Source organism: Microbacterium psychrotolerans (assembly GCF_031085295.1).
Lineage (GTDB): Bacteria > Actinomycetota > Actinomycetes > Actinomycetales > Microbacteriaceae > Microbacterium > Microbacterium psychrotolerans.
Window position 1 is genome coordinate 448,515 of the sequence record NZ_JAVFWO010000004.1, and the last position, 12,355, is coordinate 460,869.

A 12,355-nucleotide genomic window follows, 5' to 3' on the forward strand; every position below is an offset into this window, starting at 1 on the left:
GGTGCTGCACCGGGCAGGATGGGACGGTGTCGATCCCCCTCGAAGACGTCGCCGTCCCGGAGAAGGTGCGCGAGCTCGCGCGCGGCGCGAATCTCGCCCCGGTCTGGCGCAACGACTACGGCGGTGTGACGTTCCGCACCGACGACGCGCGCTTCATCAAGCACGGCCCGCGCAACGCGGAGTCGTCGTTCGCGGGTGAGGCGGAGCGGCTGCGCTGGGCGTCGCCGCACATCGCCGTGCCGCGGGTGCTGGACGAGGGCGCCGACGGCACCCACGAGTGGATCGTGACGGCCGCGCTGCCAGGGCGTTCGGCGGTCGATCCCCGGTGGATCGCGGATGCCGCCACCGCCGTCCGCGCCGTCGGCGAGGGACTGCGCGCCCTGCACGATGCGCTGCCGGTGGCCGAGTGCCCCTTCGACTGGGGCGTGCCCTCGCGCATCGCGAATGCGCAGGGGCGCGGCATCCGAATTCCCGATGTCCTGCGCGAGCCGCCGCCCGTCGACCGGCTCGTGGTCTGCCACGCCGACGCCTGCTGCCCGAACACCCTCATCGGCGACGACGGCCGCTGGAGCGGACACGTCGACCTCGGCGCACTCGGCGTCGGCGACCGCTGGGCCGACATCGCCGTGGCGTCGATGTCGACGGCGTGGAACTATGGCGAGGGATGGGAGGACGCCCTCATCGAGGCGTACGGTGTCGAGCCCGACCGTGAGCGCCTGTCGTACTACCGAGAGCTGTGGAACGCGACATGACCGAGATCACCGGCAACGTCTGCAAGATCGACGGCCACCCGAACCTCGTCATCCTGCGGCGCTTCCGCGCGACCGCCGACGAGATCTGGCGCGAGCTCACCGAGTCGGCACGGCTCGCGCGTTGGATAGGCCGGTGGGACGGCGACCCGTCCAGCGGGCACGTCACGTTCTACATGACGGCCGAGGCCGAGGATGCCGCGGGCGAGGAGTACACGATCCTCGAGTGCGACCGGCCGCGGCGCTTCGCCGGTGACACGTCGGCGGCCGGGGGCGCGTGGCATCTGTGGTTCGAGCTCGCCGAGGAGGCGCCGGGCGACACGATCCTCACGTTCGGCCAGCGGCTGAACCCCGGCGAGGATGTCGGCTCGATCGGTCCGGGCTGGGAGTACTACCTCGACCGGCTCGTCGCCGCGCAGGCCGGCCTCGATGCCGGCACGGTCTCGTGGGACGACTACTTCCCCGCTCTGCAGCCCGCCTACGAGCGGCTCGTCGCCGCCGACTGAGCGACGGGCGGCCGCGATCAGGACCAGACGAAGCGGAAGGTGCCGGCGACGACCGCTGCGGCGATCGCCACGGTCATGATCGCGGCGGCGCCGAGCAGCGCCACCACGTCACGGGGGTGGAGCCGCGAGGGACGTGACCAGGTGCGCGGGATGCCGGAGCCGAAGCCGCGCGCCTCCATCGCCATCGCGAGCTTGGTGCCGCGCCGCACGGCGAACACGAGCAGCACGAACGCCATCGAGAAGAAGCGCCGGACCGCGCCGCTGTCGCCCACGCCGCGCGCGCGACGCGCGAGGCCCATGCTGCGCCAGTCGTCGAGGAAGAGTCCCAGCGTGCGCGTGCCGGCGAGCACCCCGAGCACGAAGCGGCTCGGCAGCTTCGCGACCTGTGCGAGGGCGTCGGCGAGCTCGGTGGGGTCGGTGCGGCCGAACAGCAGGATCGTCGGCAGCGCGAGGGCGAGCACGCGCAGGCACACCGCGACGGCGAGGGCGATCGAGTCGTCGCTGATCGTGGCGTACCAGAACGACCAGTAGACCGTTCCGCCCGGCTCGGCGTACAGCAGCATGCTGACGCCTGCGACGGGCGCGAAGACGAGGACGGGCAGCATCCGCTTCAGCACCGTGAGGGCGCCGAGGCCCGTCAGCGGGATGCACGCGAGCTGCAGCGCGATGGCGACGAGCGCGCTCGTCACGTCGATCGACGCGAGCAGCGGCACCGACAGCAGCAGTGCGAGCACGATCTTGGTCACCGGGTTGACCCCGTCGAGCCAGGCCGCCCGCTCGGCGCCGACGTCATGCGCGCCGGTGCGCGCGTCGACGGCGGTCACGACCGTGACCCGACCGGCCGCGAGCGCCCCGGCGCTGCGGACGGGGTCTGCGGGACCGTCGGCCCCGCAGACCCGAGATCGATTCGGCGGCCGCCGAGGTGGCGCAGCACGTCCTCGTCGTGCGTGACGGCGACGACGGTCGTGCCGGCGGCGATCTCGGACTGCAGCAGCTGCACGAGCTCGATCCAGCCGCGGCGGTCCTGGCCGAACGTGGGCTCGTCGAGCACGATCACGGGCGGCGCGTCGGCCAGCACCGTCGCGACCGACAGCCGGCGCTTCTGTCCCCCCGACAGCGTGAACGGGTTCGCGGCGGCGAGCGGCGCGAGGTGCAGGCGCTCGAGCAGCTCGTCGACGATCAGGTCGACGGCGTCCACGGCAACCCCGCGTGAGCGCGGCCCGATCGCGAGCTCGTCGCGCACGGTCGAGGCGAGGAACTGGTGCTCCGGCTCCTGGAACACGGTGCCGATGCGGGTCAGCAGCTCGCGCGAGGTCCAGCGGGAGGGACGGCGGCCCGAGCGCCCGGCGAGCTCAGGCGCCGCGACGACCTCACCCGCCGCCTCGGGCAGGAGCCCTGCGAGCGTCAGCGCGAGGGTGGACTTGCCGGCGCCGTTGGGACCGGTGATCACGGTCGCCGCGCCGCGCGGAACGCTGAGGTCGAGCCCCGCACGCACGACGGTGCGCCGGTCGCGCGAGATCGAGAGAGCGGATGCCGCCACCGCCGGGGCAGCACCGGGCGGTGCCTCGGGAAGGACCGGCAGGTCGACGGGGCGACCCGGGACCCACACGCCGGCGGCGGCGAGCGCCGCGCCGTGGCGGGCGAAGACCTCGGCCGGCGGGCCGTCGGCGAGCAGCCCGCCGTCGGCGCCGACGACGAGCACGCGGTCCATCAGGTCGGCCCAGACGGCCGTGCGATGCTCGATCACCACGAGCGTCGCCCCCGTCTCGGCGAGGGCGTGCTCGATGCTCGTGCGCACCTCGCGGACGCCCTCGGGATCGAGATTCGCCGTCGGCTCGTCGAGGAGCAGCACACCCGGTCGCATCGCCAGCACGCCGGCGAGCGCGAGCCGCTGCTTCTGCCCGCCGGACAGCGCCTTCGTCGGCCGCGCGAGGGGGACGTCGAGTCCGACGGCTTCGAGCGCCTCGGCGACACGGGCGGGGATCTCGGCCGCCGGCACCCCGAGGTTCTCGCAGCCGAAGGCCACGTCGTCGCCGACCTTCGACAGCACGACGCCCGAGTCCGGATCCTGCAGCACGAGCCCCACGCGGCCGCGGTGGGCCTCCGGCCGCTCGCCGTCGATCAGCAGCGAGCCCGTCTCGTCGCCCTCGTCGGCCCCGCCGAGCAGGCCCGCCATCCCGGCGAGCAGCGTCGACTTGCCCGCGCCCGACGCGCCGAGCAGCAGCACGCGCTCCCCCGGCTCGATCGTGAACGACACGTCGCGGACGGCGGGCAAGCGCCGGCCGGCGTAGCGCCATCCCCAGCCGTCCGCCGTGAGACGGGCCGGACGGGTCGAGGCCATCGTCAGACCTCGCGGCGCGCTTCGCGTCCTGCCGCGAAGCGGTTGAGCGCGCCGGTGGCGGCGAGTCCGCGGACGGCGAGCCAGCCGACGACGCCGGCGAGCACGGCGCCCGAGACGACGAGCGAGACGAGGTAGATCACGTTGAACTCGAGCGTCTTCAGGATGTTGGGCGAGCTGCCGTAGAACAGCTCGAACACCCAGGCACCGACCGCGGCGCCCGCACCGGCGAGCATCGCGACGGGCAGAGTGAAGCGGCGGTAGAGGAAGAGGGCGAAGATCAGCTCGGCGCCGAGGCCCTGGACCAGGCCCGACAGCAGCGTGGACACGCCCCACACGTTGCCGATGAGCATCGACACGATCGCGGCGATCACCTCGACGAGGAGCGCTGCGCCGGGCTTGCGGATGACGAGACCGCCGATGACGCCGCCGATCAGCCAGATGCCGACGGCGAGGCCGCCGAGGCCGGGGGTCAGGCCGTCCATCGCGATGAACCAGGCGTAGCCGACGGTGTTCCAGGCCCAGAAGACGAGGCCGATGGCGACGCCGAGCACTGCGGCGACGACGATGTCGACGACGCGCCAGCGCAGGCTGCGCGGGCTCGAAGAGGGGGCCGCAACGGGGGTGGATGCGGACGCGGACGTGTGCATGTGAACTCCTCCCTGCGCCGGCATGATCCGGATCAGGTTCGACGGTCGAAGCGTGGATCGCTTCCTCTCAGCCCGGCTCACCGGACTCCCGTGGTTATGGCGTTGAGTATACCGCCGCGATGACGGGTATTTTGAGGGGGTGACTCCGGACGACACCCCCGTGCCCACGCGTCGCGCGCGTCGGGCGCAGACCGGTGCCGTGCCGACCGCGCCGTCGGGCGGCGCCCCGGAAGGCGGCATCCTCACCGTCGCCACCGGCGAGACCGAGGTCGTGCACCCGGAGAGCACCACCACCCCCGTCGGTGTGCCCACCGTCGCTCCGACGATCGCCACCATGCCGCTCGCCGGCAGCCCGGCCGCGATGGCGCCCACGATGGCCCTGTTCGACGCGGCGCCGCAGACCGGGCCTGTCATTCCCGGGCGCCTTCCCGAGCCGTCGGTCCCCGTGGCCACCTGGGATCCTGGCACTCACGACACGCTCGCCGACCTCCCGCGCTCCGACGACCTCCGCCCGACGGCGGGCAGCGGACGCACCGCACTCTCCTGGGTCGACGAGACGACCATGGGCCTCGGCGCCGCTCCGGGCGACCTGACCGCCGCGACCACCCCGTACGTCACCGTCGACGCCGATCTGCTCTCCGACGCACCGCGGCGCTCGCCGCTGCGCGCCGGCGTCGTGGTTCCCACCCTCGCGATCGCGGCCGTGCTCGGCGCGTATGCGGGGACGACGCTGCTGTGGCCGCTGCACGCCGTCGCGCCCACGGTCACCGCCATGGAGGTCCAGCCGGTGGCGGCGCCCGCCGCGGCCCCGGCGTGGCCCGCACAGGGCAGCGCGGCCGAGGCGGTCGGGGGCATCTCGGGGTCGCTGGCCACCACGGCGGATGCCGACTCCATCGCGAGCATCACCAAGCTCGTGACCGCCCTGGTGGTCCTCGAGGAGATGCCGCTCGCGCTCGGCGAGCAGGGACCCGAGTACCGGTTCACCTCGGCGGATCGCTCCCGCTACTGGCAGTACCTCAGCAACGGCGAGTCGGCGCTGAACGTGCCCGCCGGCGGCTCGCTCACCCAGTATCAGATGCTCGAGGGCATGCTGATCGGATCCGCGAACAACTACGCCGACCGGCTCGCGCAGGGCATCTGGCCGTCGGATGCCGTCTTCGCCTCGGCGGCCTCGTCGTGGCTCTCCAGCCACGGCGTCTCCGGCGTGACCGTCTACGAGCCGACGGGCATGGACCCGCGCAACACCGCGAGCCCCGAGGCCCTCGTGGTGCTCGCGCAGAAGGCCCTCGCGAACCCCGTGATCGCCGAGATCGTCGCGAAGCAGTCCGTCGACCTGCCCGGTGCCGGGCTCGTCGAGAACACCAACGGCCTGCTCGCCGACCCGGGCGTCGTGGGCCTGAAGACCGGGACGCTCGACGCCTGGAACCTGCTGTCGGCGAAGGACGTCACGATCGGCGACACGACGGTGCGCCTCTACGCGTCGGTGCTCGGACAGCCCGACGACGAAAGCCGCCTGGCCGCCTCCCGCGCGCTCTACGCGCAGCTCGAGAGCGAGTTGCAACTGAAGCCCTCGGTGACGGCGAACACGGTGGCCGGACAGGTCGAGACACTGTGGGGCGACGAGGTGGACATCGTCACCTCGGGGGATGCGTCGGTGGTCCTGTGGAACGGCGGCAGCGGCACCGTCGCCACCACGTATCACCTCGGCGAGAGCCGCGAGGCGGGCGACGTGGTCGGCTCGCTCAGCGTGGCCGGGCCGCTCGACGACACCACGGTCGACCTGCAGCTCGCCGCCGACATCACCGACCCGTCGCCGTGGTGGCGGCTGACGCACCCGCTGGACCTGTTCGGCCTCAACGGCTGACGCGGTCCGCCGCTCAGTCGGCGGACGGGTGCCCGACGACGCCCTTGCGCAGCAGCGCGTTGCCGTACGTGCGGGTCTCGCCCGTGCGGACCACGAGGTACGCGCGCTTCGCCTGCTCGTAGTACTCGAACCGGTCGATGAAGCGCGGCGCATCGGTGCCGGCCGCGGCGGCGAGCTCTCGCTGCACGTCGAGCGCTTCGCCGTCAGCCGACGCCATGAGGTCGAGCGCGGGCGCATCGTCGAGCGGCAGCACCGTGCGCACGGCGGCCACCACCTCGGGCGTGGTCGTTCCGGGCAGGTCCACGACGCGCGCGCCGATCGCCCACGCCGGAAAGTGGGCGTCGGCGATCACGACGGCATCGGAGTGGCCCATCCGGTCGAGGTGGAGCAGCAGCTCCCCCGTCAGCAGCGGGTGGATGCCCTCGAGCATGGGGTTCCCTTCGTCAGCGGATGAGGCCTTCGGCGGCCAGATCGTCCCACAGTCCCACGGGGATGTCGACCGCCATCAGCTCGGCGTTGCGCCGCAGCTGCTCGGGGCGGCTCCCGCCCACGACGACCGAGCGCACGGCCGGATCCCGCAGCGCGAACTGCACCGCCGCGGCAGGCAGCGGCACGTCGTGCGCGCGGCAGACCGCGACGATGCGCTGCAGGTGCGCCCACAGCGGCTCCGGCATCCGTCCGTACTCATAGCGGTCGTCGCGGGAGGGCTCGTCCTTCGCCAGCAGGCCGGAGTTGAAGACTGATGCCGCGACCACGCCGGTCCGGCGCTCGTGGCACGCCGGCAGCACGTCGTCGGCGGCCGGCTGCTCGAGCAGCGTGTAGCGCCCGGCGACCATGATGAGGTCGAGGTCGGCGCCGCGCACGGCCGCGGCGAGCGCGTCGGCGGTCATCGAGCCGATGCCGACCGCGTCGACGGCGCCCTCCGCGCGGAGCCGCTCGAGGGCCGGAAAGGCCTCCCGCAGCGCGAGGTCGAGGTCGTGGCGCTCGGGGTCGTGCAGGTAGAGGATGTCGACGCGATCGATCCCGAGTCGATCGAGAGACTCGTCGAGGCTCGCTCGGATGCCGGCCTCCGAGAAGTCCCATTCGCGGCGCAGCGTCGTGCGCACGTGGAAGTCGGCGGCGAGGTCCAATCCGCCGTCGTCGTCCGGGTTGGGGCGCAGCAGCCGCCCGGCCTTCGTCGAGATCACGAACTCATCGCGAGGCTTCGTCCGCAGGAACGCCCCGAGCCGGCGCTCCGAGAGACCGAGGCCGTAGTGCGGGGCGGTGTCGAAGTAGCGGATGCCGCTCTCCCAGGCCGCGTCGAGGATGGCCCACGCCTGATCGTCGGTGAGCTCGCGGAAGAGGTTCCCGACGTTCGCGGCGCCGTAGCCGAGGCGCGTCAGCGCGGGAGTCTCGACGCCGGTCCGGTCAGGCCGCGGCATCCGTGCTCCCGAACTCGTATGCCGCACGGCTGGCCGCCTTCATCTCCATGCCGATACCCGGCGCGAGCGGGGCGCGGTAGGCGCCGCCCTGGACGTCGGTCGGCACGACGAAGTGCTCGTGCAGGTGGTCGACGTACTCGATCATTCGGCCCTCGCGGCTGCCGCTGACGGCCACGAAGTCGAACATCGACAGGTGCTGCACCGCCTCGCAGAGGCCGACGCCACCGGCGTGCGGGCACACCGGCACACCGAACTTCGCCGCGAGCAGCAGGTTCGCGATGTTCTCGTTGACGCCGCCGACGCGCGCGGCGTCGATCTGCATGACCGCGATGGCATCGGCCTGCAGCAGCTGCTTGAAGATGACGCGGTTCTGCGCATGCTCGCCCGTCGCCACGCGCACCGGAGCGACGCCCCGGGCGATCTCGGCGTGGCCCAGCACATCGTCGGGGCTCGTCGGCTCCTCGATCCAGGCGATGCCGAAGTCGGCGAGTGCGTTCACCCACGCGATCGCCTCCGACACCTCCCAGCGCTGGTTCGCGTCGATGGCGATCGGGAAGTCGGGCCCGCACACCTCGCGGGCGACACGGAGGCGGCGGATGTCGTCGTCGAGGTCGGCGCCCACCTTGAGCTTGATCTGGCCGAAGCCGTCGGCGATCGCCTCGCGGCACAGCCGCGCGAGCTTCTCGTCCGAGTATCCGAGCCAGCCGGGGCTCGTCGTGTAGGCCGGGAAGCCCGTGGCGAGGAGCTCCTGCTCCCTGACGGCTCGGCCCGGTTCGGCGTCGCGGAGGATCTGGAGAGCATCCTCAGGCGTCAGGGCGTTGGTGAGGTAGCGGAAGTCGACGAGGGCGACGAGCTCCTCGGGGCTCATGCGCGAGAGCAGCTGCCAGAGCGGGAGCCCGGCGCGCTTGGCCTTGATGTCCCACAGCGCGTTCACGGCCGCGCCGATCGCCATGTGCATGACGCCCTTCTCGGGGCCGAGCCAGCGCAGCTGCGAGTCGCCGATGAGCTCGCGGTTCGTCGCCCCCATGTCGTCGAGGAGCGGCTCCACCTCGCGGCCCACCAGGTGCCCGGCGAGCGCGTCGAGGGCCGCGACCTGCACGTCGTTGCCGCGGCCGATCGTGAACACGAAGGCGTGCCCGTCGATGCCGTCGGCGCCGTCTGTCACGATCCGCAGGTAGGCGGCGGAGTAGTCGGGATCGGGATTCATCGCGTCGGAGCCGTCCAGGCTGAGCGAGGTGGGGAATCGGATGTCTGTCGTCTCGAAGGCGACGATGCGGCTCACGGGGCGGTCTCCTGCAGTTCGCGGTCCGGAAGTCGAACCGCTCGCAGTGTAAACATCCGATGTCTATACTGTCAATCACGCCCCGCGGGCCGCGACGGCACCGACGCCGCCCCGCACGGAGAATCCAGGAGAGCAATGAAGTTCGCGCGCCTCGGCGAGTCCGGTAGCGAGATCCCCGTCGTCCTCGACGGCGATCGTCGCCTCGATCTGCGCCCGCTCACATCCGATGTCGACGGCAGTTTCCTCGCCGACGATCCCGTCGGCCGCACGTCCGCCGCGATCGCCGCAGGGCTCCTCCCCGAGCTGCCGGGAGCCGACGCACTCCGCATCGGCGCCCCGATCGCGCGTCCGAGCGCGGTCATCTGCATCGGACAGAACTACGCCGCGCACGCGCGGGAATCCGGCGCCGAGCCGCCGACTGTTCCGATCATCTTCCTGAAGACCCCGAACACCGTGGTCGGGCCGAACGACGCCGTGACGATCCCGCGGGGAAGCGAGAAGACCGACTGGGAGGTCGAGCTCGGCGTCGTGATCGGGCGCCGGACGGCGTACCTCGACAGCATCGACGAGGTCGACGCGCACATCGCCGGCTACGTCGTGGCCAACGACGTCTCGGAGCGCACCTTCCAGATGGAGGTCTCGGGCGGGCAGTGGTCGAAGGGCAAGATCGCCCCCGGCTTCAACCCCACCGGACCCTGGCTGGTCACCCCCGACGAGGTCGACGCGCAGAACCTCGATCTGAAGAGCTTCGTCAACGGCGAGCCCCGTCAGGACTCGAACACGAGCGACATGATCTTCGACGTGCGCACGATCGTGCACCACCTCTCGCAGTTCGTGACGCTCGAGCCCGGCGATCTCATCCTCACCGGAACCCCGCAGGGCGTGGCCTTCGGCGGCAAGTTCCCGTATCTCACCGCGGGCGACGTCGTCGACATCGAGATCGAGGGCCTGGGCGCGCAGCGCCAGGAGTTCGTGGCGTGGGAGGCAGCACGATGAGCGGACAGCTGGACGGATTGGTCGCCGTCGTGACCGGGGGCGCCTCGGGCATCGGCGCCGCGATCGCGAGTGCCCTGGCCGACGAGGGTGCCGAGGTCGCCGTGCTCGACCGTGACACCTCCGGCGCCGACCCGAGGTTCGCTGCGTTCGCCGCCGACGTGTCGGACCGCGCCGGCGTCGAGGACGCGATCGCCGCGGTGGCCGAGCGCTTCGGCCGCATCGACATCCTCGTCAACAACGCCGGCATCGGTGCGCAGGGCGACATCGCCGCCAACGACGACGACGAGTGGGCGCGCGTCCTCTCGGTCAACGTCACCGGCATCGCGCGTGTGAGCGCGGCCGCGCTGCCGTGGCTGCGGCAGTCGCCCGCGGCGGCGATCTGCAACACGTCGTCGATCGCCGCCACCGCGGGGCTCCCGCAGCGCGCGCTGTACAGCGCGTCGAAGGGGGCTGTGCTGTCGCTCACAAGGGCGATGGCCGCCGACCACCTGCGCGAGGGCATCCGCGTGAACGCCGTCAACCCGGGCACGGCCGACACCCCGTGGATCGGCCGCCTGCTCGCCAGCGCGCCCGACCCCGCGGCTGAGCGCGCCGCGCTCGAGGCTCGGCAGCCGCACGGCCGCCTGGTGTCGGCCGACGAGGTCGCCGGCGCCGTGCTCTACCTCGTCAGCCCCCGCGCGGGCTCGACCACGGGCACCTACATCGAGGTGGACGGCGGGATGTCGCCCCTGCGCCTCCGCCCCGCCGGCTCCTGAGGAGCGTGCCGGGCAGGTCCGCGGCATGCGTGGGCGCCCGGCCGCGGCATCCGTTCAACGGGTCGACCGCGCCTCCACAGGACGTCGGGGTCGGATTCCTCCTGGAGAACGCTGGTCGACCTGGTGAGCGAGCGCCGCGGAAGCAGGCGGGGAGCGGATCGGTCAGGCCAGGCGATAGACGCGCTCGGCGTTCCCCGCGAGCACGGCCGCGCGGTCGTGCTCACCGAGCCGATCCATGAGCCACGACGACACGGTCTCGACCCAGCGGCCGTAAGGGCCCGAGACCGGCCAGTCCCCGCCGAACAGCAGCCGATGCGGGCCGAAGGCGTCCAGCGCGACGTCGAGGAACGGGCGCAGCTGTGCGGCGGTCCACTCCCCCTCCGACTCCGCCGGGAGCCCCGAGAGCTTGCAGACGACATTGTGGCGCCGGGCGAGCCTGCGGAGCTCCGTCGCCCATGGCGTGTCGTCGGCGGGGGCCGCCGCATCCGCCGATCCGACCGGCGGCTTGCCGAGGTGGTCGAGCACGATCGTGAGCTCGGGCACCGCGTCGGCGAGGTGGACCACGTCGGAGAGTTGGCTCCAGCGCACGCAGGCGTCGAACGTGAGATCGGCCGCCGCCACCGCCCGCGCGGCGTCACGGAAGCCGGGCGACGCCGAGAAGCCGTCGGGTTCGGACTGCAACAGACGGCGCACCCCGACCACGAGGGGCCTGCTCTCGTATGCCGCGAGATGCTGGTCGGTCGCGGCGGGGTCTTCCAGCGGTGCGCGCGCGACGATGCCGCGCAAGGGCACACGCGGCGCGAGCGCCGCCACCCAGTCGACCTCGGCGACCGACTGCTCCGCCGCGCACTCCGCCTGTACGAACACGAAGCCGAAGTCGTCGTCGGGAGCATCCTGCAGGGCGAGATCGAGCTCGTCCGGCCCGAAAGGTCGGAGCAGCGACCCCTCCAGCCACTCGTAGGTAAGGACCTCGGGGTCCCAGAGATGGAGGTGTCCGTCCACGACTCGCATGTTTCCATTGTGCCGCCGACGCGCGCCGGCCGCCGCAACCTTCCTCCCTGACATCCGATGTCTAAGATGGGCCCGTGGCCGTCACCGACGAAGCGATCGAGAAGATCAAGGACATGATCGTGCGAGGCGAGCTCGCCCCGGGGTCGCGCCTGCCTCCCGAGAAGGACCTCGCCGAACGCCTGGGCCTCTCGCGCAGCTCGATGCGGGAGGCCGTCAAGGCTCTCGAGGTCATCCGAGTGCTCGACGTGCGGCGCGGCGACGGCACGTATGTCACGAGCCTCGAGCCGAAGCTCCTCCTCGAGGCGATCTCGTTCGTCGTCGACCTCCACGACGACGACTCGCTCCTCGAGATCTTCTCTGTGCGCCGCGTGCTCGAGTCGCATGCGACGGGTCTGGCGGCACAGCAGGCGGGCGAGGACGACGTCGCGGCGCTTGATGCCGAGATCAGCGGTGTCGCCCCCGACACCGACATCGAATCCCTCGTCGAGCACGACGTGCGCTTCCACAGCGCCATCGCCCGGCTGGCCGGCAACGACTACCTCGCCAGCCTGCTGGACAGCCTCACCAGCCAGACGGTGCGGGCGCGTGTGTGGCGCGGGCTCACGCAGGCGGGCGCCGTCGAGCGCACCCTCGCCGAGCACCGGGCGATCCTCGACGCGATCGCCGACCACGACATGGAGCTCGCCACCTCGATCGCCCAGGTGCACATCGCGGGCATCGAACGGTGGCTGCGTCAGGCGCGCGACCGCACCTGAGCCCGCGGACCACGCACAAGGCTGGACG

At 72.3% G+C, this 12,355-nt stretch carries 13 protein-coding genes and 1 riboswitch; of the genes, 6 read left to right on the plus strand and 7 right to left on the minus strand.

The window, feature by feature from the left end:
• The first annotated feature begins 26 nt into the window (after positions 1-26).
• Both Q9R08_RS15060 and Q9R08_RS15065 read left to right on the plus strand, forming a co-directional pair.
• Positions 27-752 (plus strand): aminoglycoside 3'-phosphotransferase, encoded by a 726-nt coding sequence (locus Q9R08_RS15060; protein WP_308868924.1) that lies wholly within the window; start codon positions 27-29, stop codon positions 750-752.
• Positions 749-1,255: an SRPBCC domain-containing protein gene (locus Q9R08_RS15065; protein ID WP_308868925.1), complete on the plus strand. Its 507-nt coding sequence runs from the start codon at positions 749-751 to the stop codon at positions 1,253-1,255. Before Q9R08_RS15060 ends, Q9R08_RS15065 begins: the two co-directional genes overlap by 4 nt.
• A gap of 17 nt (positions 1,256-1,272) precedes the next feature.
• On the opposite strand, the gene Q9R08_RS15070 is transcribed toward Q9R08_RS15065, so the two are convergent.
• From Q9R08_RS15070 to Q9R08_RS15080, 3 genes are all read right to left on the minus strand, one after another.
• Entirely contained in the window at positions 1,273-2,079 is an 807-nt protein-coding gene (locus tag Q9R08_RS15070; RefSeq protein WP_308868926.1) for an energy-coupling factor transporter transmembrane component T family protein, read from the minus strand.
• Positions 2,076-3,596: an ABC transporter ATP-binding protein gene (locus Q9R08_RS15075; RefSeq protein ID WP_308868927.1), complete on the minus strand. Its 1,521-nt coding sequence runs from the start codon at positions 3,594-3,596 to the stop codon at positions 2,076-2,078. The genes Q9R08_RS15070 and Q9R08_RS15075 overlap by 4 nt, the downstream gene beginning before the upstream one ends.
• A gap of 2 nt (positions 3,597-3,598) precedes the next feature.
• A complete protein-coding gene (locus Q9R08_RS15080) occupies positions 3,599-4,243 on the minus strand; it encodes an ECF transporter S component (protein ID WP_308868928.1) in 645 nt (214 codons plus the stop codon).
• Positions 4,234-4,345: riboswitch (TPP riboswitch) on the minus strand. Its footprint overlaps the gene before it by 10 nt.
• A 37-nt stretch (positions 4,346-4,382) precedes the next feature.
• Here Q9R08_RS15080 and Q9R08_RS15085 point away from each other — a divergent pair.
• Positions 4,383-6,107 (plus strand): D-alanyl-D-alanine carboxypeptidase family protein, encoded by a 1,725-nt coding sequence (locus Q9R08_RS15085; RefSeq protein ID WP_308868929.1) that lies wholly within the window; start codon positions 4,383-4,385, stop codon positions 6,105-6,107.
• A 13-nt stretch (positions 6,108-6,120) separates the two neighbouring features.
• Here the strand turns inward: Q9R08_RS15085 and Q9R08_RS15090 are convergent, their stop codons facing one another.
• The 3 genes from Q9R08_RS15090 to Q9R08_RS15100 are packed head-to-tail and all read right to left on the minus strand — an operon-like array spanning position 6,121 to position 8,810.
• On the minus strand, positions 6,121-6,537 hold the full coding sequence (locus tag Q9R08_RS15090) for an RbsD/FucU family protein (protein ID WP_308868930.1): 417 nt from the start codon (positions 6,535-6,537) through the stop codon (positions 6,121-6,123).
• Positions 6,538-6,550: 13 nt separating this feature from the next.
• Entirely contained in the window at positions 6,551-7,528 is a 978-nt protein-coding gene (locus Q9R08_RS15095) for an aldo/keto reductase (protein ID WP_308868931.1), read from the minus strand.
• Complete coding sequence (locus tag Q9R08_RS15100; protein WP_308868932.1) at positions 7,515-8,810, minus strand: enolase C-terminal domain-like protein; 1,296 nt, start codon at positions 8,808-8,810, stop codon at positions 7,515-7,517. Before Q9R08_RS15100 ends, Q9R08_RS15095 begins: the two co-directional genes overlap by 14 nt.
• Before the next feature lie 135 nt (positions 8,811-8,945).
• Between Q9R08_RS15100 and Q9R08_RS15105 the strand changes: the two genes are divergently transcribed.
• Together Q9R08_RS15105 and Q9R08_RS15110 are read left to right on the plus strand one after the other, a co-directional pair.
• Positions 8,946-9,806, plus strand: a complete 861-nt coding sequence (locus tag Q9R08_RS15105) for a fumarylacetoacetate hydrolase family protein (RefSeq protein ID WP_308868933.1) — start codon at positions 8,946-8,948, stop codon at positions 9,804-9,806.
• Entirely contained in the window at positions 9,803-10,561 is a 759-nt protein-coding gene (locus tag Q9R08_RS15110) for an SDR family NAD(P)-dependent oxidoreductase (RefSeq protein ID WP_308868934.1), read from the plus strand. Before Q9R08_RS15105 ends, Q9R08_RS15110 begins: the two co-directional genes overlap by 4 nt.
• Before the next feature lie 162 nt (positions 10,562-10,723).
• Here the strand turns inward: Q9R08_RS15110 and Q9R08_RS15115 are convergent, their stop codons facing one another.
• Entirely contained in the window at positions 10,724-11,572 is an 849-nt protein-coding gene (locus Q9R08_RS15115) for an amidohydrolase family protein (protein ID WP_308868935.1), read from the minus strand.
• A gap of 74 nt (positions 11,573-11,646) precedes the next feature.
• Here Q9R08_RS15115 and Q9R08_RS15120 point away from each other — a divergent pair, with 74 nt between their 5' ends.
• Positions 11,647-12,327, plus strand: a complete 681-nt coding sequence (locus Q9R08_RS15120) for a FadR/GntR family transcriptional regulator (RefSeq protein ID WP_308868936.1) — start codon at positions 11,647-11,649, stop codon at positions 12,325-12,327.
• Positions 12,328-12,355 lie beyond the last annotated feature (28 nt).

Bases quoted from the DNA above. Each gene is read 5' to 3' on its own strand.
- Q9R08_RS15080 (WP_308868928.1), bottom strand. From the start codon at position 4,243: ATGCACACGTCCGCGTCCGCATCCACCCCCGTTGCGGCCCCCTCTTCG.
- Q9R08_RS15095 (WP_308868931.1), bottom strand. From the start codon at position 7,528: ATGCCGCGGCCTGACCGGACCGGCGTCGAGACTCCCGCGCTGACGCGC.
- Q9R08_RS15075 (WP_308868927.1), bottom strand. From the start codon at position 3,596: ATGGCCTCGACCCGTCCGGCCCGTCTCACGGCGGACGGCTGGGGATGG.
- Q9R08_RS15115 (WP_308868935.1), bottom strand. From the start codon at position 11,572: ATGCGAGTCGTGGACGGACACCTCCATCTCTGGGACCCCGAGGTCCTT.
- Q9R08_RS15090 (WP_308868930.1), bottom strand. From the start codon at position 6,537: ATGCTCGAGGGCATCCACCCGCTGCTGACGGGGGAGCTGCTGCTCCAC.
- Q9R08_RS15065 (WP_308868925.1), top strand. From the start codon at position 749: ATGACCGAGATCACCGGCAACGTCTGCAAGATCGACGGCCACCCGAAC.
- Q9R08_RS15105 (WP_308868933.1), top strand. From the start codon at position 8,946: ATGAAGTTCGCGCGCCTCGGCGAGTCCGGTAGCGAGATCCCCGTCGTC.
- Q9R08_RS15110 (WP_308868934.1), top strand. From the start codon at position 9,803: ATGAGCGGACAGCTGGACGGATTGGTCGCCGTCGTGACCGGGGGCGCC.